The following is a 22,374-nucleotide window of genomic DNA, read 5'->3' as shown; positions in this document are numbered from 1 at the left end:
TGTTGTTGTTGTTGTTGTTGTTGTTGTTGTTGTTGTTGTTGTTGTTGTTGTTGTTGTTGTTGTTGTTGTTGTTGTTGTTGTTGTTGTTGTTGTTGTTGTTGTTGTTGTTGTTGTTGTTGTTGTTTGGGAGAGACGATGCAGTCTTTGCCGATGGAATCTAATTTGGAATGGTCATCACTGCCGATTGTCCTTGAGATTATTTTTTAGGGCTGGAATTATTTTTTGGAGCTTTTCCCGCTATACGCTTCAATCTTTTATGGCCAACCCCGCCATAAGAGGATTTTCGCTTCTATCGGGGCTAAAATATTGGAAGAAAGTTTTGCGGCAATAGAAGCAGACTATGGCAGGGAAATATAATTTTCGCCGCACCAGGCCCGCAGGTTAGACTGTGCCTTCGAAGACGCCGCACGCTGGATTGCGGCAGGCTTTGCAGATTTGCATCATTTGCAGCGGTTTTCTGAAAAATTAGCCCTATATTTGCATTTCACCAGCCGCATGCGGACATATTTCTATCGTTTATCTATTACAGAGGATTGTATTATTTTTTTAGTATAACTTTTGCAAGATTCATTTGCCCTTAATTGAACTGCCCTAAACTTGAAAACGATGTCTGAGCCCCAGAATTTCCATAAGTTTATTTTCCATGCCGATGACGACGAGGATGACAGGCTGCTCTTTCTCGATGCAGTGGATGAGCTTGATCTGAATATTACCGTTGGACAGGCCGCCGACGGAGGGCAGCTTCTGCAGTGCCTTTCGGGGAGCGGGGCGCAGATGCCCGAGCTGCTGTTTTTAGATATCAACATGCCCGGAAAAAACGGGTTTGAATGCCTAAGGGAGATAAAAGGCGCAGAGGGGCCTTTTGGCTGCCTTAAGGTAATTATGCTCTCCACTAGCAGGAATCCTGAAAACATTGAGCTTTCCTACGCGCTGGGGGCTGATCTCTATGCCGTGAAGCCCGCCACGTTTCAGGAGCTTAAAAAGCTGCTGTGGGCTGTTTTTATGATCGACTGGAGCGCATTTGCAAGAGATAAGAAAGGGTTCATTCTTACCTGAAAAGGCTGGGATCCTTATAGAAGACAGCACCGCAGCTCAGATGCGGACTGTATTTTTATGATTGTAAGGTAAGGTGATGCGGTGTTATGGACAGGTCAGGCGTCGGCCTCGGACTTCTCCGGGTTATGTTCTGATGCTGTCATCTGAGTTGTATTCTCTTGAGCTGCGGTTTCCTCTTCGGGAATTGCTGGCGCAGGATTCTGCTGGCTTTTTTTCATCAGGATGTAAAAATCCCGCAGGTGCCAGAAGGCAGGGCATCTCTCCACGGGGCCGCTGAAATTTCTAATGGTGGAGTAGCAGCTCTTAAGGAACACCTGGGTATCGGTGATATTGGCCCAGGGGGTCAGCTGCACTTCTTTCGGCGGGGGATGGTTCTCGAAATGGCGTTTGATCTCTTCGTAATTCATGGGGCAAAAGTAGGCAATAAGCGCGCGCGTGTCAAGGTTGGTGAAGTGTTTCTGTTATATTTAGTGCCAGTATTGTTTTGATAGGAGAAAGAAAGCTTTTGTTTTTTTCTTGCAGATGGAGTGGATTCTGCAGGGCTTGAATAATGACCTGTTGGAACGTTTTTAGCGTAATGCAGTTGGGTATGCGCGAGCCGCCGAGTGCATATAATTTTTTTGGAGCTAATCCCGCTATCCGCTCAAATCTTCTGCGCCGAACCCCGGCGCGGAAGGATTTCCGCTTCTATCGGGGCTAGGATGCCGGATTGTATTGTGAAAAAAAAGCGTCAGATCCGCTTGTTTAAAGTCCTTTGGAAATAGTAATCTGGATTCTGATTGGCTATATTAAGCCGGCATTGCATTATAAAGAAATGATCATCGCCCTTGGCGCAGGCTTTTCCAGTTTAATAATACACATTAGATGGGCTTTTTGCAGCAAAATTTTCCACAGCCTTACAGTGCATTCAAACACAGGGGAGATCTTCATGTCACTGTTTAAAAACCTTCAACAGCCTGATCACTTTTGGTTACACGGCAAATCAAGGAATGATAGTAATATTTTGCCTGCCTGCTGTGGGATTTATTGATCAGCAGGGTTTTGCCGTTTAGCTTCCAATAGGAAACCTGTCTCAGCCCTTCAGGCAGAATTTCCTCGCTCTGCTTCATTGGGGCGCAATTATAGAGCTGTGAGTATTTAGAATATAATTCATTGTAGCTGCTGGAAAATTCCTGTTCTTTAAAAACCTTTCCTGAATCCCATAAAATCTGCTTCTGGTAGCCGATTATTTTATTGTCTTTCACAAGTATTGATATATCCCCTGTCTTTACTGTGCCGTATAGTATATTAACGGGAAGAAAATCAAATTTCAGATCTGTGCTGTAAAAGTCATAAGAGCTTTTAGGCTGATACAGGTCAAACCTGGTTCCTTTAGTGAGTTTGTATTTCTTTTCTCCCAGGGCATTTGGGTATTGGGCCAGGAATTCATCAAGGGTGATGTCAAAAGGCAGGCTGTCGATTGAAAGTGCATCAAAGCCTTTTGAGCATTTATCCGATATCTCCTGTTTTTCTTTTGCTATGCGCGTGCTTTCCTTCAGGTATGCCGCTCTGCTTTTTGGCAGATTCAGGCTTTTTAATTTTTCGCTGATGGCGTATACCTCCTTGAATTTATCGTCCAGCCCTTTGCTCTCCATTGCTTTGATATATTTCTCTGCATCAGCCGATAGGGAAAGGTATAGGTCAAATTGTTTCTGGTCATCGTAAAAAGTAGAAGGGTCAAGCAGTTTGTCCTGGGACACTACCCTTAGATAAAGCGACTTATCGCTCACCCCGCCGACGGCTTTTTCAAATTCGTTAACTTTTTGGATTGTGAGTTCGTATCTGCCCTGGTTATAAGCGGTCTCAGCCTCTTCAAATTTCAGTTCAGCAATGGCCTGGGCAGAAGCTGGCGCAGCAGCAAGCAGGAAAAAGTAAAGTATCAGCTTCATAAATTGTTCATTTTTGGGTTTGGTGTACTCTGGCTGTTATCATCTGCAGAGCGCTTATTCGATAATTGTGCCGTAATTTTTTTCAGGCTTCTTTTGTGTGGATTTTGCAGCTTGGGTTTTTGGCGCGGCCGCATCTGCGGGGCGCAAATCGGCTTTTGCCGGTTTTTCAATTAAACTGCCATAGTTTGGCCCCTGGTTTTCTATTGTTTGAGCCGCCCCTGCAGCGCCGGGCTTTCCTTTATAAGTAATATAGTTTATCATAACGCCGTAATTCTGCAGGCTGCCGATCAGCTCCGATCTTTTTTGTTCGGCCTGATCCAGGGTGTAATAATAGCCATGCAGTGTTTCAGGGTAAGGGGTAAGGCCGGCAATTTCATTTTTAACTGTGGCCGTGTAGGCCCGGGTGCCGTCATTGTATCTTCCCACTTCAAAAACATTCGAAACGTAGGCGCTTGCGCCATACTCGCTTTCCAAACCGTTATGGGAATAGATGAAATAATAAATGGTTGGGGCTTTTTCCTGAGATGCCAGCGGAATATCTTTCCCGGGGAGTGCCTGGAAGGCGTTTTTTCGGCCGCTTATTTTCAAACTCAGCTCATATTGGCGCTGCTGCTCTTCCAGAGCGCGCTGCTCTTCCAAGGCTTCTTTTCTTTCTTTGTCGGCGCGGTTCTGCTGTATATATCCCGATATCAGGTTTGTCATATCGCTGACGCCTTTATTTATAGTCTCTTCACGCTGTGCATTGTATGCCCGATCCGCAGCCAGTTTCTGCCGGTACTGGGCCTGCTGCTCTGCAGGGCTGCTTTGTACAGGCTGGCGCTGGATATTGGGCTGGGCCTGCCCTTGAAGGGCTGCTGGGTTCTGCAGTTTTTCCTGCCTCTCCTGCTGGGCGGATCTTTGCTGGTCTTGCTGCTCTTTGCGGATCTGCTGGTTTTTTCTTTCCGCTTCCATTTTCTGCTGCTGCTGTGCGTTCTTTCTGGCCGCTGCATCTTCATTTTCCCTGCTTATGTCCACCACGCTGCTGATGGAATAGCGCAGGCTCTTAAAAAGGGTATATGATTTGCCTTCCGCAATTGCGCAGTCTTTGTTTCCGAAATAATTATGCACATAATCCTTGGAAGGGGTGAATTTTTCATTGGCCCGCAGATGCACTATGCTGTTTACGCCAAGCTTGAATGATTTTGTCCCTTCACAGGCCAGCTCAAGATCGATCTGGACAACAATTTCATATTCCCGTGCGGTATTGTTCTGGACATAAAACAGATAGCTTTCATATCCGCTTCCCAATCCGCTGCGGACAGCCGTGAGGGTGAAGTTTGGATTGGTCTGCTCTATGGGGATGGCGATGCTCTGCGCGTGGGATGAAAAACCCATCAGGGTTATGCCCAAAGCAATGCAGTGCCGCAGGCAGGCATTAAGCGGGAGGTCAAAACCGATCTTTATGCGGGCTGGATTTGATTTTTTCATTTTGTTTGTTTAATCACTGGCATAATCGCTGCAAATTAACATAAATTCGTCATTATTTGGAAATTATATGCAAATATATTTATGTTTTGATTTGTGAAGCTTCATTGTCAGATTCTTTCAGCCCCCAGGTCCGCTTTAGGAGCAGGAGTGCAAATTATAAAAAAAGCCTGCGGAATGCTCTCATCGCGCAGGCTTTTCTTTTTTGTATCGTTAAGATGAAATCTTAATGCTCATCGTCCTTGTCCTCGTCCGCCTGGGACTCGTCAAGGGTCCTTCTGTCGGCGTCGTCATGGTCAAGTTCGGTGGGCTGGCGGTCGGCAGACCGCTCCTCGCTCAGATGAAGGCTAGCGGCCTCTTCTGAGTGCTCCATTTCTTCCCAATGGTGTTGTTCTTCCCCGATGTGATAGGCATTGTCATCCTGATAGTGCGTATCGTGGTTCTGCTGTGGTGTCATAATGTTTTAATTTAATGGTTTGTAATTTTTGTAAAAGCCCTGCTGTGTGTTAGGGGCCTGTTAGAATTTCCGCTCCGAGGGCTTGTGGAAGCGGGCAGGGCCGCCTTCTGACTCGTCCCTTGCAAGTTCATCCTGCTGAAGCTCTTCACTGCCGTGCTGGCCGATCTCGAATTCCCTGTTTACGGGATTGCCATCATCGGGATCGATCGTTTCAAAGGAATCATTTTGTTCCCCATCTCTCTTCTGGGTATCAATATCTGTTTCAAACCCCTCAGATGGGTCGTTCTCCATAAGGTCTTTTTCTATGTCCTTTTCGGTTATGTCCTTGGAGGGGCTGTCTGATTCCTGGTCCAGGTTCTCCGAGTCGTAAGGGTTGGTGTTTGGGTTACTGCTATTGGGGCCTGCGGCCTGGTTCTGGGGATTGCCTTTGTCCTGCGGCGTATTCTGCGGTGTGTCTTGATTTTTCATTTTATTGTTTTTTAAGGTTGACTGCTGGTGTTTTTTTTTAGCGGCCTGCCCGTAAAGCGGCTGTATCGGCTTTCAGGTGCGGGCCTGCGCTCCGGGCTTTCAGCTCTGCGCCCTGCGTTCTGCCTCTGGGTTTTGGATTTTGGTTTTCTGCTTTCCCTTTATGTTCTGCCTTATGTCAAATGTAAGGGAGGCGGGGGCAGTTTTTCTTACAGAAAAATGGTTTTCATTTATAAAATGGCAATCAGATGGGCAAGGCGGACGGGACAGCCGGACAGGGGCGGCTGTGTATGGGCGGCAGGATGCAGGTGATAGAATATGTGCTGGCAGGGTATGGGTGGTGATGTTTGGGCGATAGGGTAAGAGAATGGGGTATGGGGATGGGGTATGAGGTATGAGGTATGAGGTATGAGGTATGAGGTATGAGGTATGAGGTATGATGAATAGGGTATGAGGAAGAGGGTATAAGTATTGGTTTAGTTTTATTTTTTTTATTTTTTTTTTTGGAGCTGTTCCCGCTATCCGTTCCACACGAGCGATAGCGAACTTACGAAGTAATCTTTTGCGCCGAAAACCGGCGCAAAAGGATTCCCGCTGCTATCGGGGCTAAAAGTTGTAACGGCTGCCATTTGTATTAATTGCATATTCTTCTTCCAGTCTTTTGTCTATTTTTTTGTTTTAGAAATATAAACTCAATTACTAATTACCGACACTATTAATAAGTATTCCAATAAAGCTTCATTTAATAAATTACTGGCGGAGAATGACTTAAATCGCTACAAGCTAGGAGGAGATTCAAATGGGTTAAAAAGAAATAATGACGGCTCCTTTGAAATTATTATACAGAAATGCGATGCCGAAAAACACAGATAACTGCTGCCGGCTCGAAATGGGGCATTTTATGTAATGTTGACAATGTACCAGCCAAAAGAAGAAGCGCTTAACGGAACTTATAAACTGTCTCAGCTTGTTAAAAAATAGGATGGACCGACAGCTATTTCTAAGTTTTTTTATATAAAAGCATAAATACTAAAAAGTAAATTCATTATTGATCTCATTTGTAGGTAAATCATACTCCTTAAATATTATGGAAGCAAAACAGATATTCACAGTTTTGATTGTATGTTTTCCTAGTTTGCAATGTAAGCAGCAGGAGGAAAAAATGATGCAAATTCATTGGAGGGCTGAAAAGTATTTTTCAGGTCGTGCATTTTAATTATACAACAGAGCAAATTTTAATTTATAAGGAATAAAATCCTGAATATTAGTAGGTTTCTATTTTTATAATGGTATCTTTGAGCAATTAAATACATTAAAATGCAAGAAGGTACAGTAAAATTTTTCAATGAAGAAAAAGGATTCGGATTCATAACCCCTAATAATGGAGGAGCTGAAATTTTTGTTCACGCTTCAGGCCTGTCAGAAAACATCCGCCAGGACGACGCAGTTCGATATGATATCCAGGAAGGCCGCAAAGGTCCAAACGCAGTAGACGTAGTCGTAGCATAGCCATACTATCACAGTTAACTTGTAAAGCACCTTTAATCAGGTGCTTTATTATTTTATGGATATCGCTAAGATTGTTTTCAGTGATAAAAGGCTTAAAATTAAAGTCGCCTTTTTTATATAATAACCATGCGGACCGCTAGAAAAAAGAAAGCAGCTTTACAACATACCAGAACGTGATCAATAAAATTGTCAGCTATTGGCAGTGCCGCAGCAGCCCCTCGGCAATGTAATTATTATACCGCTGTATTATATTTTATCAGCCTGCAATATTTGATGCTCCCAAGGACAATGCTCGAGCCTTAAAAGATCTTTCCTGAAATCACTTTTATTTGTAATAATTAAATTAGTATAATGATTTTTCTAATAAACATATCTCTATGGAAACATGTAATTATGGGTCTGTTTTTTGTAAATTCATGGGAAGATATTTCAGGATGCTTGTAAGATAAGTTTTATATTTAATAAAACGTTTAAGTTATTAATTAAAAACATGGAGATCATGAAAAATGTAATTTTATCGTTGGCAGCAATGTTTGCTTTTGGAACAGCCTCCTCACAGGATACACCTAAGAAATTGACCGCCACTAAGACCCAGACCGATACTGTAGTGTATAAAAAAAGCACTAAAGGATCTAATGGCGCATAGACCCCTTCCAAAACTAGTGCTGAGAAAAATAGCACCACAAAAACCACAACAACCAAAAAGTCAGCTTCCACTTCAAGAAGCAAAGACAGTGTAGGCACTCCAAGGCCTTAGTTGATTATTAATTCTTGAAAGAGCCTGTAATTTTCGGGCTCTTTTTTGTTTTACAGCCCGGGGAGTTCTTCCCGAGGTGAAAATCTCAATTATAAGACCAAAACGGGCAATATGCTAGACAGCCAATCCTTGAGTTTATTTAAAGTTCTGCCGTAAATCAATTATCGTTTGATTCGGCACATTAAGATTAACAAATCCTCGGCGCGGTCTGTCCAGATCCAGTGTAAAGAATACCACCAAGGATACCAGAAGACAGAATCCTATTTGTATGAGCCAGTCCACTCCGCCTTTACGGGCTTCGTTGTAAACGCTGTAGAAGGATGTTATGGCTGCCAGAGAAAAAAGCATTATTAAAATACTTTGAGGGACTTTTGCTTTCTCACCTGAAAGCCTAGTAGTAGCAACATCAATCATTGCATTTAGGGCGGGTATCATCTGCTGGGTCGCAGCGAGATGTGCAGGATGCTGTGAAAGCCCCGCTGCACGTTTCCATAATTTTGTGGCAATAACTTGGGAGAGGCTATCAGACTTTAAGACTGCATTTACATTGGCACTTGCTTGGTAATAGTCTATTCGGGTCTCGACATAATCTTGGAAATCACGACGGAAAGCTGCTCTAATGGTATCTGGATATAAGTCACTGCGCAATATTGCGGTGCCAATATCATTGGCTTCTTCAACCACAATTTGTCTTCTGGAATCATAACGGCTGCTGCTCATCCCATAGGTAAAGGCCAGCAGAAAAAAAAGCAGGGCGGTAAGAGAAGAAGCTTCGCCGGATCTGCCTTCGCCGGCTTTTTGCCGAAAATAATTTCCTGTAATTTTTCCCAGAAAACTGGCCAAAAGCATTGATGCAAATAAAAGCAGGGTAATAACCCAAGCGTCGGTATCTAGTAGTGTATCATTTTCCATATCATATTATGTTAAAGTCTGCAGAGAGTTTTTTTACATTTTGGTGATGATGAATTCGCTTCGGCGATTGATTTGATGCTGTGCTTCGGTGCAGGGAACTCCGTTGGAGCAGTTATTGATTAATTGGGTTTCGCCGTAACCAATGGCGCTTTCAATTCGTTCTGGTGCTACGCCTTGAGAAATTAGATAATCTCTCGTTGCTTTGGCTCTTCGGCCAGAGAGTTCTAAGTTGTATTGGTCGTCTGCTCGGGAATCGGTATGTGATTCTATTTTAATGACCACAGAGTTATACTGATGCATTAAGAGAACTGCTTTATTTAATTCTATTGCAGCATCATAACGGATATCGGATTTGTCTAAATCAAAGAAAATAATTCCGATTTTTATTTTTAAAAGTCCGTTTTCACGAACAATCAAGGCGGGATCTAAACCAATCGGAACTTCTGTTATCCCAGAGTAATTTGGCATTATAACGGACTTATTATTGCTGTTGAAATTGTCTTTTGAAACTTCAACTGTATAAGTCGAATTGCAATTTAAAGTGCTGCCGAATTGATATTTTCCGTCAATCTGCGAAACTGTTTCTGCTATTTTTTCGCCATTTTGGTTTTTAAGAATCACTATAGCGCCTGCAATTTTACTGTTGGAAATGGCATCAAAAACATAGCCATTGATCGACTGGCTGCAAAAGCGCTCAAACGAATAAATATCATCGTCGCCTTTTCCTGTTTTCCTATTCGAACAGACAAAACCGCGATTGGTTTCTTCGTTTACAATAAAAGCAAAATCGTCGAGATTGCTGTTTAAAGGCGCTCCAAGATTGGAAGGAGAATCAAAATTGCCATCTGCTATACGGCTTTCAAAAACATCGAGTCCGCCCAGGCCTAAAAATCCGTCAGAAGCAAAATACAAGGCTTGATCGGTAATGTACGGAAACATTTCACGTCCGGTTGTATTGACTTTTTCGCCCAAATTTCTAGGATTAGAAAATTGATTATTGCCTAGAATGTCCACTACAAAAATATCGGTAGAACCAATAGTTCCCGGCATATCAGATACAAAATATAGTTTTTTGCCGTCTTTGCTTACTGTAGGCTGCCCAACTGAATAATTGTCGCTGTTGAAAGGAAGTTCTTTCACGTCTTTCCACGAAACGGTTCCATTACTGTTTTCTACCGCTGTAGCAGAGAAAATTTTGAGGTTATTAATTCCTTTGCTATCGCGTTTTAATTTGCCGTTATAATTGTTTCTGGTAAAATAAATTGTTTTTTCGTCAGGCGAAAATGCCACGCAGGCCTCGTGGTACTGTGTCGTAATGTCTTTTCCGAATTTTTCTTTAAAAGTAACATTAGACTGCGTTTCGCTAATTTTTCCCAATTGCATGTTGAGATAAGGCTGATCGTTCCAGCCGTATTTGCTTGTTTTTACATACGAAGAATCGATTGTGGTGGAATAGACCAAATCTCCTTTGTAAAACATGGGGCCAAAATCAGAATATGCCGAATTGATTTCAAGATTTTCTAATACAAATGAAGGTTTAATGTTCTCAATATCTTCAATTGTCACATTTTTAAGCGAATAATTCTGCGCTCGAACATCGGTAGTTTTTTGTTTAGCTGCAAAAGCTTTCATCCATTTTTTAGCCAATTCGTAATTTTGAATTCCCTGCAATGACTGGGCGTAACGAAATAGATATTCCGGAGCCACTTCATTCGGATATTCAGCAATCAATTTTCCGTACCAATTGCTGGCTCTTCGCATTTGCGTATTAAAATAGTGCGCATCTCCAATACGCTGCAGTATTTCTTTGGAGTTGTCGCCGCTGTTTATAGACATTTCATACGATTTTGCCGCTTCGACATAGTACATTTTGTCAAACAACGCATCGGCGGCCTTATTTTTGGTCTGCGAAAATGCCATCTGAATGATGAGCAGTACGAGTATAGTAATTCTTCTTTTCATAGACGGTCGTATTAAAAGAATCTTGGTGATTTTAGTCCTTTTTTGCGGTTAACCAATTCAAAACGAAGCACGATTTCGTGGGTTCCGCTGTTGTAGTTATTCAGCTGTGTCGTGGTGTAATCATAAGAATATCCAACCATAAACATGGGCGAAATCTGTATTCCTGCCAAAGCACTTACCGAATCTGAAGTTCGATAAGAAGCACCAAGCGTAAAAGCATTATTAAACATGAAATTGGCTGAGAAATCGGCAATTATTGGCGCTCCGGAAACATATTTAAATAAAACCGCCGGTTTGAATTTGGTATGCGCCGAAAGATCAAAAACAATTCCTCCAATCAGATAAACATGTATTCTTTGGTTAACAAGATCATCACTGATATCATCATAGGTATAGCGTTCTCTGGTCATGAAGTTGGGAACCGAAAGTCCGATATAATCTCTTTCGCCGTGCCAGTACAATCCAGCTCCAACAACAGGAAGAAATTTATTGGTAATATTTTCTCTAAACTCGGCATCTGGATCTCGGTAACTTCCTTTTGTCCAATCGATATTTATGACGCGTCCGCCTCCTTTGATACCAAAAGAAAGTTTGTGCGTTTCTCCCGATTGAATGGTATAAGAGAAGTTGGCATCGAGATATTGTTCTTCTGAAGGGCCAATTTCTTCATTGACGATCGAAATTCCTAACCCCAGATTTTTGGCAACCGGAGTGTCTAATGAAAAGCTCTGCGTGTCTGGCGCGCCTTCAATTCCGACCCACTGCGTTCTTATAAGTCCGGTAACGGTTAAATGGCCTAATGAACCTGCATAGGCTGAGTTTACGGTCATGGTATTATACATATACTGCGTGTACTGCGGATCTTGCTGTGCCATTGCTCCAGAAACCGAAAGCAATGTGATGATGGCGAAAACCTTTTTTATATTTTTAATCATAGCCAATTTGAATTTTGGTTAATCCTATTTCTTAATTTGTAGTGCCCTGCTGTTTTATTTTAGATAAAGCCATCCAGAGGTTTTTTTAGAACCGTCGCCTAAATCGAGAATATAGAAATAGGTGCCTTCAGGGAGTGTTTTGGCAGAGCCATCTGCTTTTCCGTCCCACGTATTGTCGTAACCTTTTTTATAGTAAACCAAATTACCCCAGCGGTTGAATATTTCGAGCTGATTGTCTGGATAGCGTTCGATACAGTCAATGTAGAACGTATCGTTTTGTCCGTCATCGTTTGGCGAAAATTCATTATAAATCTTAAAGCAGTCTGCTTTTACGCTGGCGCTGTCTTGATTGTTGCTAGAATTGGTATCGATCTGATCCAGTTTGGTTAAAGTAGCGGTATTTACATAGTCGTTAAAATCTACCACTTTTACAATCAATGTTAGAGTTTGTGCAGAACCAGGATTAATAGAAGGTATGGACCAAATTCCTGTTGATGCATTGTAGCTTCCTGATGTAACGGTTGCGCCCACAAATGAATATCCTTTTGGAAGAACATCTTGAACTTCAACATTTGTCGCCGCGAGACTGCCTAAATTATCTGCCGTAATAGTAAAAGTGACTTCGCTGTTCATCGGCACATCTGTTTTATCGACAGTTTTATTTATGGCTACATCAGTTGATGGAATATTGATGAATTCCGAATCTTCGTCGTCTTCACTCTGATCTCCTTTATCGTTATTTGGAGTCGAATCAGGATCAAACTGATTGCTCGCGGTAACTTGCGCGATGTTTACATAATCGGTATGTTGCAGTCCGTGAGGATCTCCGACAACTGCTGAGTAGGTCAGGGTGATACCGCCAATAGGAACAGTTAAGCCAGTCCATTTGATGCTGCTCAGACTTAAAATACCGCCATTGCTGATGTTCGAAATGTTTTTGTAGCCAACAGGCATTACATCTTCTATACTTACACCAGTTGCTTCTGCAGGGCCATCATTTCCAATTTGAAGGGTGAAATTAACCGTTTCGCCAACATTCGCATTCTGATTATTGACTGTTTTGTTGAGACTTAAATCGGCTACGTTAACATTTATAGTAAGACTGTCATAATCATCTTCTGTAGTGACACCGTTGTTTGGCGTCGAATCTGGATCGGGCAGGTTACTGGCGGTGATTTCCGTAATATTGGTGTATTCTCCGCTTTGACCAGAAGGCGGATTGACACGAACATATACTTGCAATGTCTGTGTAGCGCCAGCGTTTACAATTCCCGTATTCCAGTTTCCGGTAACAAAGTTGTAAATACCGCTTGTTGCCGTATAGGTAAGATAGGTGAATCCTTTTGGAAGCAAGTCTTTTACCATAACGCCGCTGGCATTTCCTGGACCATCATTACTAACGGTTACTTCGAATATGATGTTGGCGCCAACATCAAAAGAAGTATTTCCGCTAAGCGTTCTTTTTTCGATAGACAAATCTGCCTGAACAATTACTGGTGTCACAGCAATACTGTCATAATCGTCTTCTGACGATATACCATTTCCAGGCGTACTGTCTGGATCATGCTGATCAGATGTCATAATTTCTGCAATGTTTAAATATTCGTTTGCAGCACCTGTTGGTGTTTTTACAAATACATTTAACAATAATGTATGACTGTTTCCAGGAAGAATAATTCCCGGAGTCCATTCGCCCGTAATTTGGTTATAACTTCCAGAAGTAGCATTATAGAATATATAATCATATCCTGGAGGCAGAACATCTTTGATTGTCACGCCTGTGGCAGCGCTCGGACCCGAATTTCGCACCGTAATGGAGAATGATATCGGTGCGCCCACATCTGGCGTCAATATATTATTAACGACTTCTTTTTCTAAAGAAAGATCGGCAACAGCCACAACAGGAGTGAGCGTTTCAGAATCCATATCGTCCTCTCCAGCAATTCCGTTGTTTGGCGTACTATCTGGATCAGATTGGTCTGAAGAATATATTTCTGCTATATTTTGATAATTTCCTGCCGGATTTACAATCGCTGATACCAATAAAGTTTCCGAATCTCCGGCTAGAATAGTGCCGATATTCCATATTCCCGACGCATTGGCGTAATTTCCAGCGGTTGAGCTGTAAACCAAATAATCATAACCGCTTGGCAGTAAATCCAGTATTTGCACTCCTGTTGCATTTTGCGGTCCATCATTTTTAACTGTAATTTCAAATGTTACTGTGGCGCCAAAAATCGGACTAAGATTACCGCCAACTAATTCTTTCGTTAGAGATAAATCGGCTTGAGAAGCAACTGGAACTGTTCCCACAGCCGCGTAATCGTCCTCAGTTGTGACACCATTATTTGGAGTCGAATCAGGATCAGGAAGCGTGCTAGCCGTTACTTCTGCAATATTGAGATAATTTCCAGTTCCGTTTGCAATAGCGGCCAACTGTAAGGTTTGAGAATCGCCGCTGATTAACGAACCAATTGTCCATTTACCGGTTGTGCTGTTGTAAGTTCCTTTTGTAGCGGAGAAACTGCTAAAAGTGTAGCCATTTGGAAGAAGATCTGTAACTTCTACACCAGCAGTATTTTCTGGCCCATCATTTTTAATGATGATTTCAAAAGTTACCGGTGTTCCAATTAAAGGAGTAGGTTTATTTACTGTTTTAGTCAATGATAAATCAGCAGCTTGGCCTATTGGAGCGGTACTTACTGCAGCATAGTCATTTTCTGTAGCAATTCCGTTTCCAGGTGTAGAATTCGGGTCAGGAAGTGCACTTGCTGTTACTTCAGCAATATTTAAATAATCTCCAGAAGGATTCACAACAGCTGTCATTTGCAATACGTGAGTATCTCCGTTTAGAATTGAACCAATATTCCATTTTCCTGTTGCTGGGTTGTAACTGCCTTTTGAAGTATTGTAGCTGCTAAAAGTATATCCAGAAGGCAGTAAGTCGGTTACGGTTACACCTGTTGTATTTTGAGGCCCGTAATTTTCAACTATAATTTCAAAAACAACTGTAGAACCGGTTAATGGGGTTGGATTATTAACGGTTTTTGTTAAAGCCAAATCGGCAGATAATTGGTTTGGAACTGTAGTTGCTGATGCATAATCATTCTCTGTCGTAATTCCGTTATTTGGTGTTGAATTCGGATCAGGAAGATCGGCTGCTGTAACTTCGGCAGTATTCAAATAATCTCCAGAAGCATTTACAATTGCTGAAATCTGTAAAGTTTCTGAATTTGCATTTAATAAATTGCCTATTGTCCATACTCCGGTTACGGGATCATAAGTTCCTTTTGAAGTGGTAAATGACGAAAAAGTATATCCAGACGGCAGTAAATCGGTTACCGCAAGTCCAGTGTTGTCATTTGGACCATTATTTGTAACTACAATTTCAAAATTAACAATCGATCCAACTAAAGGAGTTGTATTGTTTACTGTTTTAGTTAAAGAAAGATCTGAGGATTGTGCTGTTGGAGTGGTTGAAACCGATGCGTAATCATTCTCTGTCGTAATTCCGTTATTTGGAGTAGAATTCGGATCAGGAAGATCACTCGCGGTCACTTCTGCCACATTCAGATAATCTCCAGTTGCGTTTACCGTTGCTAGAATTTGAAGTGTTTCTGATTTTCCATTTTCTAAATTCCCTACAGCCCAAATTCCTGTCGTCGGATTGTATGTTCCAGTTGAAATCGTAAAGTTGGAGTAGGTGTATCCAGACGGCAGTAAATCGGTTACGGTTACTCCAGCTGTATCTTGCGGGCCATTATTAGTTACCACAACTTCAAAAGTAACTACAGAACCCACAATCGGTGTTGCATTATTAACGGTTTTGGTTAAAGATAAATCGGCGTATTGCAGTGTTGGCGCTGTTATAGCAGTTGCATAATCATCTTCGGTGGAAACGCCGTTGTTTGGAGTAGAATTCGGGTCAGTAAGATCAGCGGCTGTTATTTCGGCAATATTCAAATAATCTCCTGTCGCGTTTACAGTTGCTGTAAGCTGTAAAGTTTCAGATTTTTGATTAACAATATTGGCCAGTGACCAAACTCCTGTTACAGGGTCGTAAGTTCCTGTTGAAATCGTAAAACTGTTGTAGGTATATCCTGAAGGCAGTAAATCTGTTAATTCAACATTTGTATTGTCTTGTGGCCCGTTATTGGTGATAACAATTTCGAAAGTTACCTGAGAACCTACAAACGGAGTTGGATTATCTACTTTTTTAGTCAATGATAAATCGGATGAAAGCGGAACTGGCGTTACGGCTGCGGTAGCATAATCGTCTTCTGTCGTTACTCCATTGTTCGGTGTAGAATTTGGGTCAGGAAGATCGGCTGCTGTTATTTCAGCTATATTTAAATAATCCCCTGTTGCGTTTACGGTTGCTATTATTTGAAGAGCTTCCGTTTTTCCATTAGGGATAATACCGATATTCCATACCCCAGTAACAGGATTATAAATTCCAGTTGAAGCATTATATTCGCTGTACGTATATCCTGAAGGCAATAAATCTGTTACCAGAACTCCAGGATTATTCTGAGGGCCATTGTTGGTTACGGCAATTTCAAAAGTAACTCTAGAACCAACTAATGGATTTGTGTTATTGACTGTTTTAGTTAATGATAAATCGGATGAAAGCGGAATAGGAGTGGTGCTGGCCTCAGCATAATCATCTTCTGACGTTACTCCGTTGTTTGGGGTCGAATCAGGGTCTGGCGTGTCACTGCTGGTTACTTCGGCTGTGTTTGTGTAATTTCCGGTGGCATTTACTATTGCGTTAATCTGTAGGGTTTCAGACTCGCTGCTTTCGAGTATATCCAATGTCCAAAGTCCGGTTGTGCTGTCATAAGTTCCGCTTGTTGCATTAAAACTGCTGAAAGTGTAGCCAGCTGGCAGCAAATCGGTTACCTGAACCTGTGCAGCATCCTGCGGACCGCTGTTTGTTGCAATAATAGTAAAAGTTACTGTTGAGCCCGCTAAAGGAGTTGTGCTGCTCACGGTTTTAGTCAATGATAGATCTGCTGATGGCGGAACAGGCACTACAGCAGCGTTATCTTCATCGTCTTCGCTCTGATCTCCGTCATCATTGTTTGGTGTGCTGTCAGGATCAGGAAGATTACTTGCTGTTACTTGGGCTGTATTCAAATAATTCCCAGCTGGCAGTACTTTAGCATCCAAGATAAGTGATTCTGAAACGCCGGCATCAACTGTGCCTACGCTCCAAATTCCCGAAGCACTGTCATACAAACCAGCGGAGGAACTATAATTTATGTACTGAAAGCCTGAAGGGAGCAAATCGGCTACTTGGACTCCTGCAGCATTATCAGGGCCATCATTTTTGATAATAAGCTCAAATGATACCTGGCTTCCTGCTATAGGACTCGTATTTCCTGCAACGACATTTTTTACTAAAGATAAGTCGGCAGAAGGTCCGATAAAGGTAATTTCGGCATCGTCCTGATCGTCTTCAGTTGGAATACTGTTATTTGGAGTACTGTCAGGATCGGGCAGATCGCTTGCCGTTATCTGAGCTGTATTTAGATAGTTACCTATAGGATTTACCACGGCGCTGAAGCTTAGATTTAAATTGGCGCCGCTGCTTAGAACCAAATTCTCCCAGTTAATTGAGGAATTTGCGGCTTGATAGGTTCCTCCGTTTGACACCGAACCGGGCACCAAAGTATAACCAGCAGGAACAATATCCTGCACCTTCACTCCTGTTGCATTTCCAGGCCCTATATTTACAACATTTATTGTAAAATCTACCTGCTGTCCTGCTGCTGCAGAAGCAGGAGTTACTGTTTTTGCAAGTTCCAAGTCGGCTGAATTCAGGACAACATTGGCACTGGCAATATCGTCTTCTGGAAGGCCATTGCCGGGTGTACTGTCTGGATCTTTTTGTTTTGCTGTCTGTATTTCGGCGGTATTGATATAATTGGCTGCAGAAGCAGTGTTGACTTTAGCGGTAATCTGTAATGTTAGAGCGTTTCCATTATTTAAACTGCCGACATTCCAGATGCCTGTAGCATTGTTATATTTTCCTGCTCCATTATCGCTTACGTAGGCATATCCTGGAGGAAGGTGGTCTGAAACAGTAATTTCTGAAGCATTATTCGGCCCGCTGTTGGTAACTCTGATTGTAAATATCACGTTGTCATTTATGCTTACAGCGGCTGGCGAAACTGTTTTTTGAAGAGATAAATCAGCCAGATCCAGTGTAATAGCAGCATCATCCTGATCATCTTCTGCGAGAATATTATTATTAGGCGTGCTGTCCGGGTCAAATTGATTAGAAGCAATAATTTCTGCACTATTTACGTAAGATCCTGCCGATTTGATTACAGCCTGAAATGAAAGGGTGATTCTGCTGCCAGCAGGAATCGCAAGGCTGCTCCAGGTAACAGTATTGTCGCCAATATTATACTGTCCCGCAAAATTAACTGAACCTGGCACAATTGTATATCCCGATGGGATATAGTCTCTTACAGAAACCCCTGTTGCAGTCACAGTTCCGCCTGAGGAGTTGTTATTAAATACCTGAATATTGAAGGTGGCTGTATCTCCAGAACTTCCGCTGACAGGAACAACTGATTTTGCCAGCTCTAGATCGGCAACTGAAAGAATTGTCAGATTCATAGTATCTGAAGAAGCTGCGCAATTGCCATTGCTTACAGTCCATTGCAGCACATAATTTCCAGCAACTGTTCCAGTAACAGCTGTTGTTTCAGATGATGCATCTGTAAATCCTACAATACTCGGTCCTGAAACCTGAGTCCAAACTCCTGTGCCAGCCGCGGGAGCGGCTGCATTGAGGTTTACGGGAGAAAATTGCGGAATTATTTGGTTTGGTCCTGCATCTGCAGTTGATGGCAAATCGTAAATAGTAATGATTACTGTATCTTCAGAGGAGCATCCTGTTGTTGCAATTGTCCAGCTGAATTCATAAGTGCCCGCCACTAATCCTAAAATTAATGAATTTGGATTGTTTGGCGATGCTATTGTCGCTGCCGGCCCGGAAATTTGAGCCCATGTTCCTGTGCCAATGACTGGAGCATTAGCTGCCATAGTCACTGAAGCGGCATCACATAACTCCTGATCAGGCCCAGCGCTTGCTGCGGTTGGAGGATCGTCATTGAAGGTGATATTAACAGTGTCTGATGAGGGCTGACATAATGATGGGCTGGTAAAAGGTCCATTTGAAACTGTCCATGTCAGTGTATATGTTCCCAAAACCGTAACATTTGAAAGCGTTGTCGCTGGGCTGTTAGGGCTGTCTATTACTGCTGCAGCTCCTGGAGGCTGACTGGTGATCGACCACGTTCCAATGCCGACAGCTGGAGGCACAGCAGCTGTCTGATAAGTAGTTTGGCAGGCTGCAGCATCATCTGGTCCAGCATTTGCGGCACTAGGCGCCGCATTCATTACTATTCTTACAATATCTGACAATGTTCTGCATGACGGGCTTTCAAAAACCCATTCCAAAATATATAAGCCGGGAACTGTTAAGTTCGAAACGGTTGTTGAAGCAGCAGAGGGATTGTCTATTACTGCGACGCTTCCGGGAGGCTGAAATGCAAAACGCCATTCAGAAACCGAAACATCAGGCGGCGGAGCATTTCCCTGCAAAGCAGCGACTCCGCCGACATCAGAAATACACAATGTCTGGTCGGGACCTGCATCGGGCGGTATGCTCGCCCCGCTGAAGATTTCGACATTAACAGAATCTGATGATCCATTGCAGACAGACCCGTCAGGGAAAGTCGTTGAAGCAGTTGTGTAAGTAAAGACATAGCTGTTTCCTGGAACCACAGTTGCATTGGCAATATAGCTGTCAGCAGGAGATTGAGTTATGCTGACGGCTGCAGGATTTCCTGATGTGCTGGTAAGGGTCCAGGTTCCCGTTGAATTTTCATTTCCTTTAAGCTGAATGCTTGTAACGTCGCAATAACTTTGATCACTTCCGGCATTTGCAGCCGGTGTGACTACTACAACCGCATCATCGAATGTGCCCTGGCATAAGAAAATGCTTTTTGCAGTTATTGTCCATCTAAAAGTATAAGTTCCGGCTACAAGTCCGTTAATCACGGTATTAGGATTGGCAGGGTCAACAATATTAGGCTGATTTGGCGCGCCGGTCAGAACCGACCATTGGCCAGTCTCAAAAAAACTGTCATAAGTGCTTGCGGCCATTGTAACGCTGGTGTTATTGCAGATATTTTGATCAGGTCCGGCAACGGCCTGGTGGGGCGGAATGCCAATGGTTAAATTTATGTCATCAAAAGCTTCACCGCATACATCAGCATTTACTGTCCACCTGAAAATATAATAACCGCTGCTGGTGAAGGTAAAAACTGCATTTGGATCGTGTATATCACTTATAGTATAACCGCCCAAACCTGAAATTCTTGTCCAGGTTCCCATTGCTCCGCTGCTGGCTGCAGCAGCCATTGTAATTGCTGATCCGCAAATTTCCTGATCAGGGCCGGCGTCCGCCGCCGGCGGCGTATCTGCAATAGTTACAGTGACGCTGCTCTGGTTGGGCAGGCACAGTCTGAGTCTGTTTTCGATAGACCATGTAAAGGTGTAGGTTCCGCTGGCGGTAACAATAACCTGCGTGTTCGGATCTGCAGGATTTACGATTGTTACCCCGGAGGAAGGCACTACGGTCCAGGTTCCGAAATCCTGAGGCTGGGTTGTATTGCCGTTGAGGTTAAATGAAGTTGTTCCATTGGGATAACAGGCATCAGGTCCAGCATCTGAAGGGGTCGGTGCATTTCTATCATTTGTAATAATCTGCACAGTGTCGGAAACAGGGGCGCTGCAGGAGGGACCCGGATGAAGATAAGAGATAGTCCACTGCAGTTCATACGCTGCTGTTGAGACAGCAAATCCTTCTGCCGTGGCATTAGGATCATTAATATTGGAAAATGTTATTGCGCTCGGACCGGAAATCTGGCTCCATGTGCCGATCTCACCGCTTAAAGCCTGCGTGGCGGCCAAGGGTACTTGCGAGCCTGTACAGACAATCTGGTCAGGTCCTGCATTTGTTGTTCCCAGTGTACTGCCAGATACATATATGGTAACGGTAGAAACCGAAAAGCCGCAGGTTGCCCCGCCCCCTTTTGTGATATATTGAAAGACATAAGTTCCCGGTACCAGCCCTGTGACTTGTGTGTTTATAGCAAAACTATCGGTAATTACAGCATCATTCGGACCGCTGAGCTGGCTCCAGAAATGCATGCCGTCCTCTGTGGCGACCCCTGAAAGTATGGTGCTGGTATCGCCGCACGGAAGGCTGACATCAGACCCTGCATTTGAAGGTGTAGGTTCCCCGGAAACCAGAATGTTTAAAGTATCAAAACCATAACCGCATCCAACAGGAAGAGATCCGTTCTGGCTTCTTATAAATTCAACTGTGTAATTTCCTGGTTCGGTAAGTGTAAGGGTGAGTGAATTTCCAACGTTCTGAAGGGCAGTAGGAAAGGGTCCAAGCGGTGAATTATCCGGGCCTGCCACAATTCTGTACTGGTTTACTCCGGTTCCCGTTACCGTAAGGGGAATTGTAAAGACTGTCGCATCACAGCTCCCGACCATATCATTGCCATTATTGGCGGCAATGGTTCTTGTAGGTCCATTGTACTGAATATTGTAATCTTTAGTAAATACGCAGCCCGTATTGGCATTGGTAAGCGTATATCTAAACTTGTACGGGTCTCCTGAATCTGAAATATTAGTGACCAGAGTAGTGGGATTTGCCGGTGAAACAATCACAGCACCGCTGTCGCCCGATATTTGCGTCCATTGAACCGTTTCACCGGCATATAATGGGGTTTGAGCTGCTAAAGTAACTTGAGTAATGGTATTGTCGCAAAAGAAAATATCTTCGTCGCCGCCAGGAAGCGTTGTTACATCCTGCGTCGCAGCGGGAACAATAATGTTAACGGTGTCATTGCCCGAGGCGCAGGGGCCTGTTACGGTCCATCTGAAAGTGTAAGTTCCCTGTACAAGATTTGATACTTGCGTATTATTGGAACCAGGACTGCTTATAGCCGGCGTATTGGGACCGCTGACAAATGTCCATTGCCCATTTTGCCCGTTTAGGCCGCATCCTCCGTAAGTTGCGCTTAAGTTTGCGCTTTGCGTCGTGGTGTAGCAGTTGCTCAGTGTCTGGTCCGGTCCGGCAGAAACTGGCGTAACGCCTCCGTAGTTTGTAACTGTTATCTGCGAGGTGGTCCTGCAGCGCTGCCCTGGCGCAAATTCAGGGCCTTCTATAACCCATTGAAGGGTTGAAACGCCGCAGCTTGCTGCCGGTAATGCTATTGTTGAGGTTGGCAGATTCGGAAAATCAATTGCAACACCCGCATTGTTAGCACCAACTATTTCCCAATATCCGGTCTCTCCAGCATTTTGCGGGCTATTGGCCGAAATTGTTAAATTGCCGGAGCTGTTGGGACAGCTTGCAATATTTCCCCCTGCATCTGCAATAGTTATAGGCTGTATGTTGACCACTTTGTCCTGATAGGCCGCAATCCCGTCGCCGCAGGTTGCGCTGTATCTAAAGATATAAGTGTTTCCTCCAGTGTATCCTGTTACTGCTGTACTTGTACTGTTTGGGGAGGCTATAACCACGGCGGGTCCCGATATCTGTGTCCAGGAAACGTTTCCGATAATTGGAGATGGATTATTTCCGGTGAGAACCAAAGCGTCAGTTTCACAGATAGTAACGTTGAGCACTCCTGCGTTTACAGTACAGTTTTGTGCTGCCAGCTTATTTGCAGCGCTGAGCAGAACAATTAAAATTAGGACATGTTTCTTAAAAAAAAAGCGGATGGGTAAAGAATTATTCATAGGCAGTAAAATAAATTCTATAGCTGAAAATTTGAGAAATAAGAAGTGGCGATTTTTGATAAGGTATGCTTAATTTGAAAAAAGCTT

The 22,374-nt window shown here is 43.2% G+C and carries 14 protein-coding genes; 5 read left to right on the top strand and 9 right to left on the bottom strand.

The features are described from left to right. Positions 1–331, top strand: a 331-nt coding sequence (locus tag AC3E9W_RS18575; protein WP_488769537.1) for a hypothetical protein, incomplete at its 5' end; no start/stop codon positions are given. Positions 332–606: 275 nt separating this feature from the next. After that, the gene (locus AC3E9W_RS18570; RefSeq protein WP_488769536.1) at positions 607–1,056 is read left to right on the top strand and encodes a response regulator; all 450 of its coding nucleotides are present in this window, start codon (positions 607–609) and stop codon (positions 1,054–1,056) included. A gap of 95 nt (positions 1,057–1,151) precedes the next feature. Here AC3E9W_RS18570 and AC3E9W_RS18565 read toward each other — a convergent pair whose 3' ends face one another. From AC3E9W_RS18565 to AC3E9W_RS18545, 5 genes are all read right to left on the bottom strand, one after another. Beyond that, the gene (locus AC3E9W_RS18565) at positions 1,152–1,463 is read right to left on the bottom strand and encodes a DUF6965 family protein (protein ID WP_306157147.1); all 312 of its coding nucleotides are present in this window, start codon (positions 1,461–1,463) and stop codon (positions 1,152–1,154) included. Between the two features lie 531 nt (positions 1,464–1,994). Further along, positions 1,995–2,984, bottom strand: a complete 990-nt coding sequence (locus tag AC3E9W_RS18560; RefSeq protein ID WP_488769535.1) for a hypothetical protein — start codon at positions 2,982–2,984, stop codon at positions 1,995–1,997. 54 nt (positions 2,985–3,038) lie between these two features. Beyond that, positions 3,039–4,451, bottom strand: a complete 1,413-nt coding sequence (locus AC3E9W_RS18555) for a hypothetical protein (RefSeq protein ID WP_488769534.1) — start codon at positions 4,449–4,451, stop codon at positions 3,039–3,041. Positions 4,452–4,674: 223 nt separating this feature from the next. Further along, a complete protein-coding gene (locus AC3E9W_RS18550) occupies positions 4,675–4,905 on the bottom strand; it encodes a hypothetical protein (RefSeq protein ID WP_125721039.1) in 231 nt (76 codons plus the stop codon). Between the two features lie 60 nt (positions 4,906–4,965). Continuing rightward, positions 4,966–5,373 (bottom strand): hypothetical protein, encoded by a 408-nt coding sequence (locus AC3E9W_RS18545; RefSeq protein ID WP_488769533.1) that lies wholly within the window; start codon positions 5,371–5,373, stop codon positions 4,966–4,968. A 699-nt stretch (positions 5,374–6,072) separates the two neighbouring features. On the opposite strand from AC3E9W_RS18545, the gene AC3E9W_RS18540 reads away from it, so the two are divergent. The 3 genes from AC3E9W_RS18540 to AC3E9W_RS18530 all read left to right on the top strand — a co-directional run bounded on the left by AC3E9W_RS18540 (position 6,073) and on the right by AC3E9W_RS18530 (position 7,525). Beyond that, positions 6,073–6,243, top strand: a complete 171-nt coding sequence (locus tag AC3E9W_RS18540) for a DUF1214 domain-containing protein (protein WP_488769538.1) — start codon at positions 6,073–6,075, stop codon at positions 6,241–6,243. A 444-nt stretch (positions 6,244–6,687) separates the two neighbouring features. Then, positions 6,688–6,879: a cold-shock protein gene (locus tag AC3E9W_RS18535; protein ID WP_125721035.1), complete on the top strand. Its 192-nt coding sequence runs from the start codon at positions 6,688–6,690 to the stop codon at positions 6,877–6,879. A 499-nt stretch (positions 6,880–7,378) separates the two neighbouring features. Next, positions 7,379–7,525, top strand: coding sequence for a hypothetical protein (locus tag AC3E9W_RS18530; RefSeq protein ID WP_488769532.1), 147 nt, complete (start codon positions 7,379–7,381; stop codon positions 7,523–7,525). Positions 7,526–7,771: 246 nt separating this feature from the next. Here the strand turns inward: AC3E9W_RS18530 and AC3E9W_RS18525 are convergent, their stop codons facing one another. The 4 genes from AC3E9W_RS18525 to AC3E9W_RS18510 are packed head-to-tail and all read right to left on the bottom strand — an operon-like array spanning position 7,772 to position 22,287. Beyond that, on the bottom strand, positions 7,772–8,548 hold the full coding sequence (locus AC3E9W_RS18525) for a bestrophin-like domain (protein ID WP_488769531.1): 777 nt from the start codon (positions 8,546–8,548) through the stop codon (positions 7,772–7,774). Between the two features lie 33 nt (positions 8,549–8,581). Next, a complete protein-coding gene (locus AC3E9W_RS18520; RefSeq protein ID WP_488769530.1) occupies positions 8,582–10,510 on the bottom strand; it encodes an OmpA family protein in 1,929 nt (642 codons plus the stop codon). An 11-nt stretch (positions 10,511–10,521) separates the two neighbouring features. Beyond that, positions 10,522–11,445 carry a PorP/SprF family type IX secretion system membrane protein gene (locus AC3E9W_RS18515; RefSeq protein ID WP_488769529.1) on the bottom strand — a complete coding sequence of 308 codons (924 nt, stop codon included), beginning with the start codon at positions 11,443–11,445 and terminating at the stop codon, positions 10,522–10,524. Between the two features lie 54 nt (positions 11,446–11,499). After that, a complete protein-coding gene (locus AC3E9W_RS18510; protein WP_488769528.1) occupies positions 11,500–22,287 on the bottom strand; it encodes a PKD domain-containing protein in 10,788 nt (3,595 codons plus the stop codon). Between the last annotated feature and the right edge of the window lie 87 nt (positions 22,288–22,374).

Source organism: Flavobacterium sp. 38 (assembly GCF_057799715.1).
This window is presented reverse-complemented; position numbering and strand designations above follow the sequence as displayed.

Excerpts from the sequence above, each read along its gene's own strand:
- AC3E9W_RS18570 (WP_488769536.1), top strand. The coding sequence starts at position 607 with ATGTCTGAGCCCCAGAATTTCCATAAGTTTATTTTCCATGCCGATGAC.
- AC3E9W_RS18565 (WP_306157147.1), bottom strand. The coding sequence starts at position 1,463 with ATGAATTACGAAGAGATCAAACGCCATTTCGAGAACCATCCCCCGCCG.
- AC3E9W_RS18560 (WP_488769535.1), bottom strand. The coding sequence starts at position 2,984 with ATGAAGCTGATACTTTACTTTTTCCTGCTTGCTGCTGCGCCAGCTTCT.
- AC3E9W_RS18555 (WP_488769534.1), bottom strand. The coding sequence starts at position 4,451 with ATGAAAAAATCAAATCCAGCCCGCATAAAGATCGGTTTTGACCTCCCG.
- AC3E9W_RS18550 (WP_125721039.1), bottom strand. The coding sequence starts at position 4,905 with ATGACACCACAGCAGAACCACGATACGCACTATCAGGATGACAATGCC.
- AC3E9W_RS18545 (WP_488769533.1), bottom strand. The coding sequence starts at position 5,373 with ATGAAAAATCAAGACACACCGCAGAATACGCCGCAGGACAAAGGCAAT.
- AC3E9W_RS18535 (WP_125721035.1), top strand. The coding sequence starts at position 6,688 with ATGCAAGAAGGTACAGTAAAATTTTTCAATGAAGAAAAAGGATTCGGA.
- AC3E9W_RS18530 (WP_488769532.1), top strand. The coding sequence starts at position 7,379 with ATGAAAAATGTAATTTTATCGTTGGCAGCAATGTTTGCTTTTGGAACA.
- AC3E9W_RS18525 (WP_488769531.1), bottom strand. The coding sequence starts at position 8,548 with ATGGAAAATGATACACTACTAGATACCGACGCTTGGGTTATTACCCTG.
- AC3E9W_RS18520 (WP_488769530.1), bottom strand. The coding sequence starts at position 10,510 with ATGAAAAGAAGAATTACTATACTCGTACTGCTCATCATTCAGATGGCA.
- AC3E9W_RS18515 (WP_488769529.1), bottom strand. The coding sequence starts at position 11,445 with ATGATTAAAAATATAAAAAAGGTTTTCGCCATCATCACATTGCTTTCG.
- AC3E9W_RS18510 (WP_488769528.1), bottom strand. The coding sequence starts at position 22,287 with ATGAATAATTCTTTACCCATCCGCTTTTTTTTTAAGAAACATGTCCTA.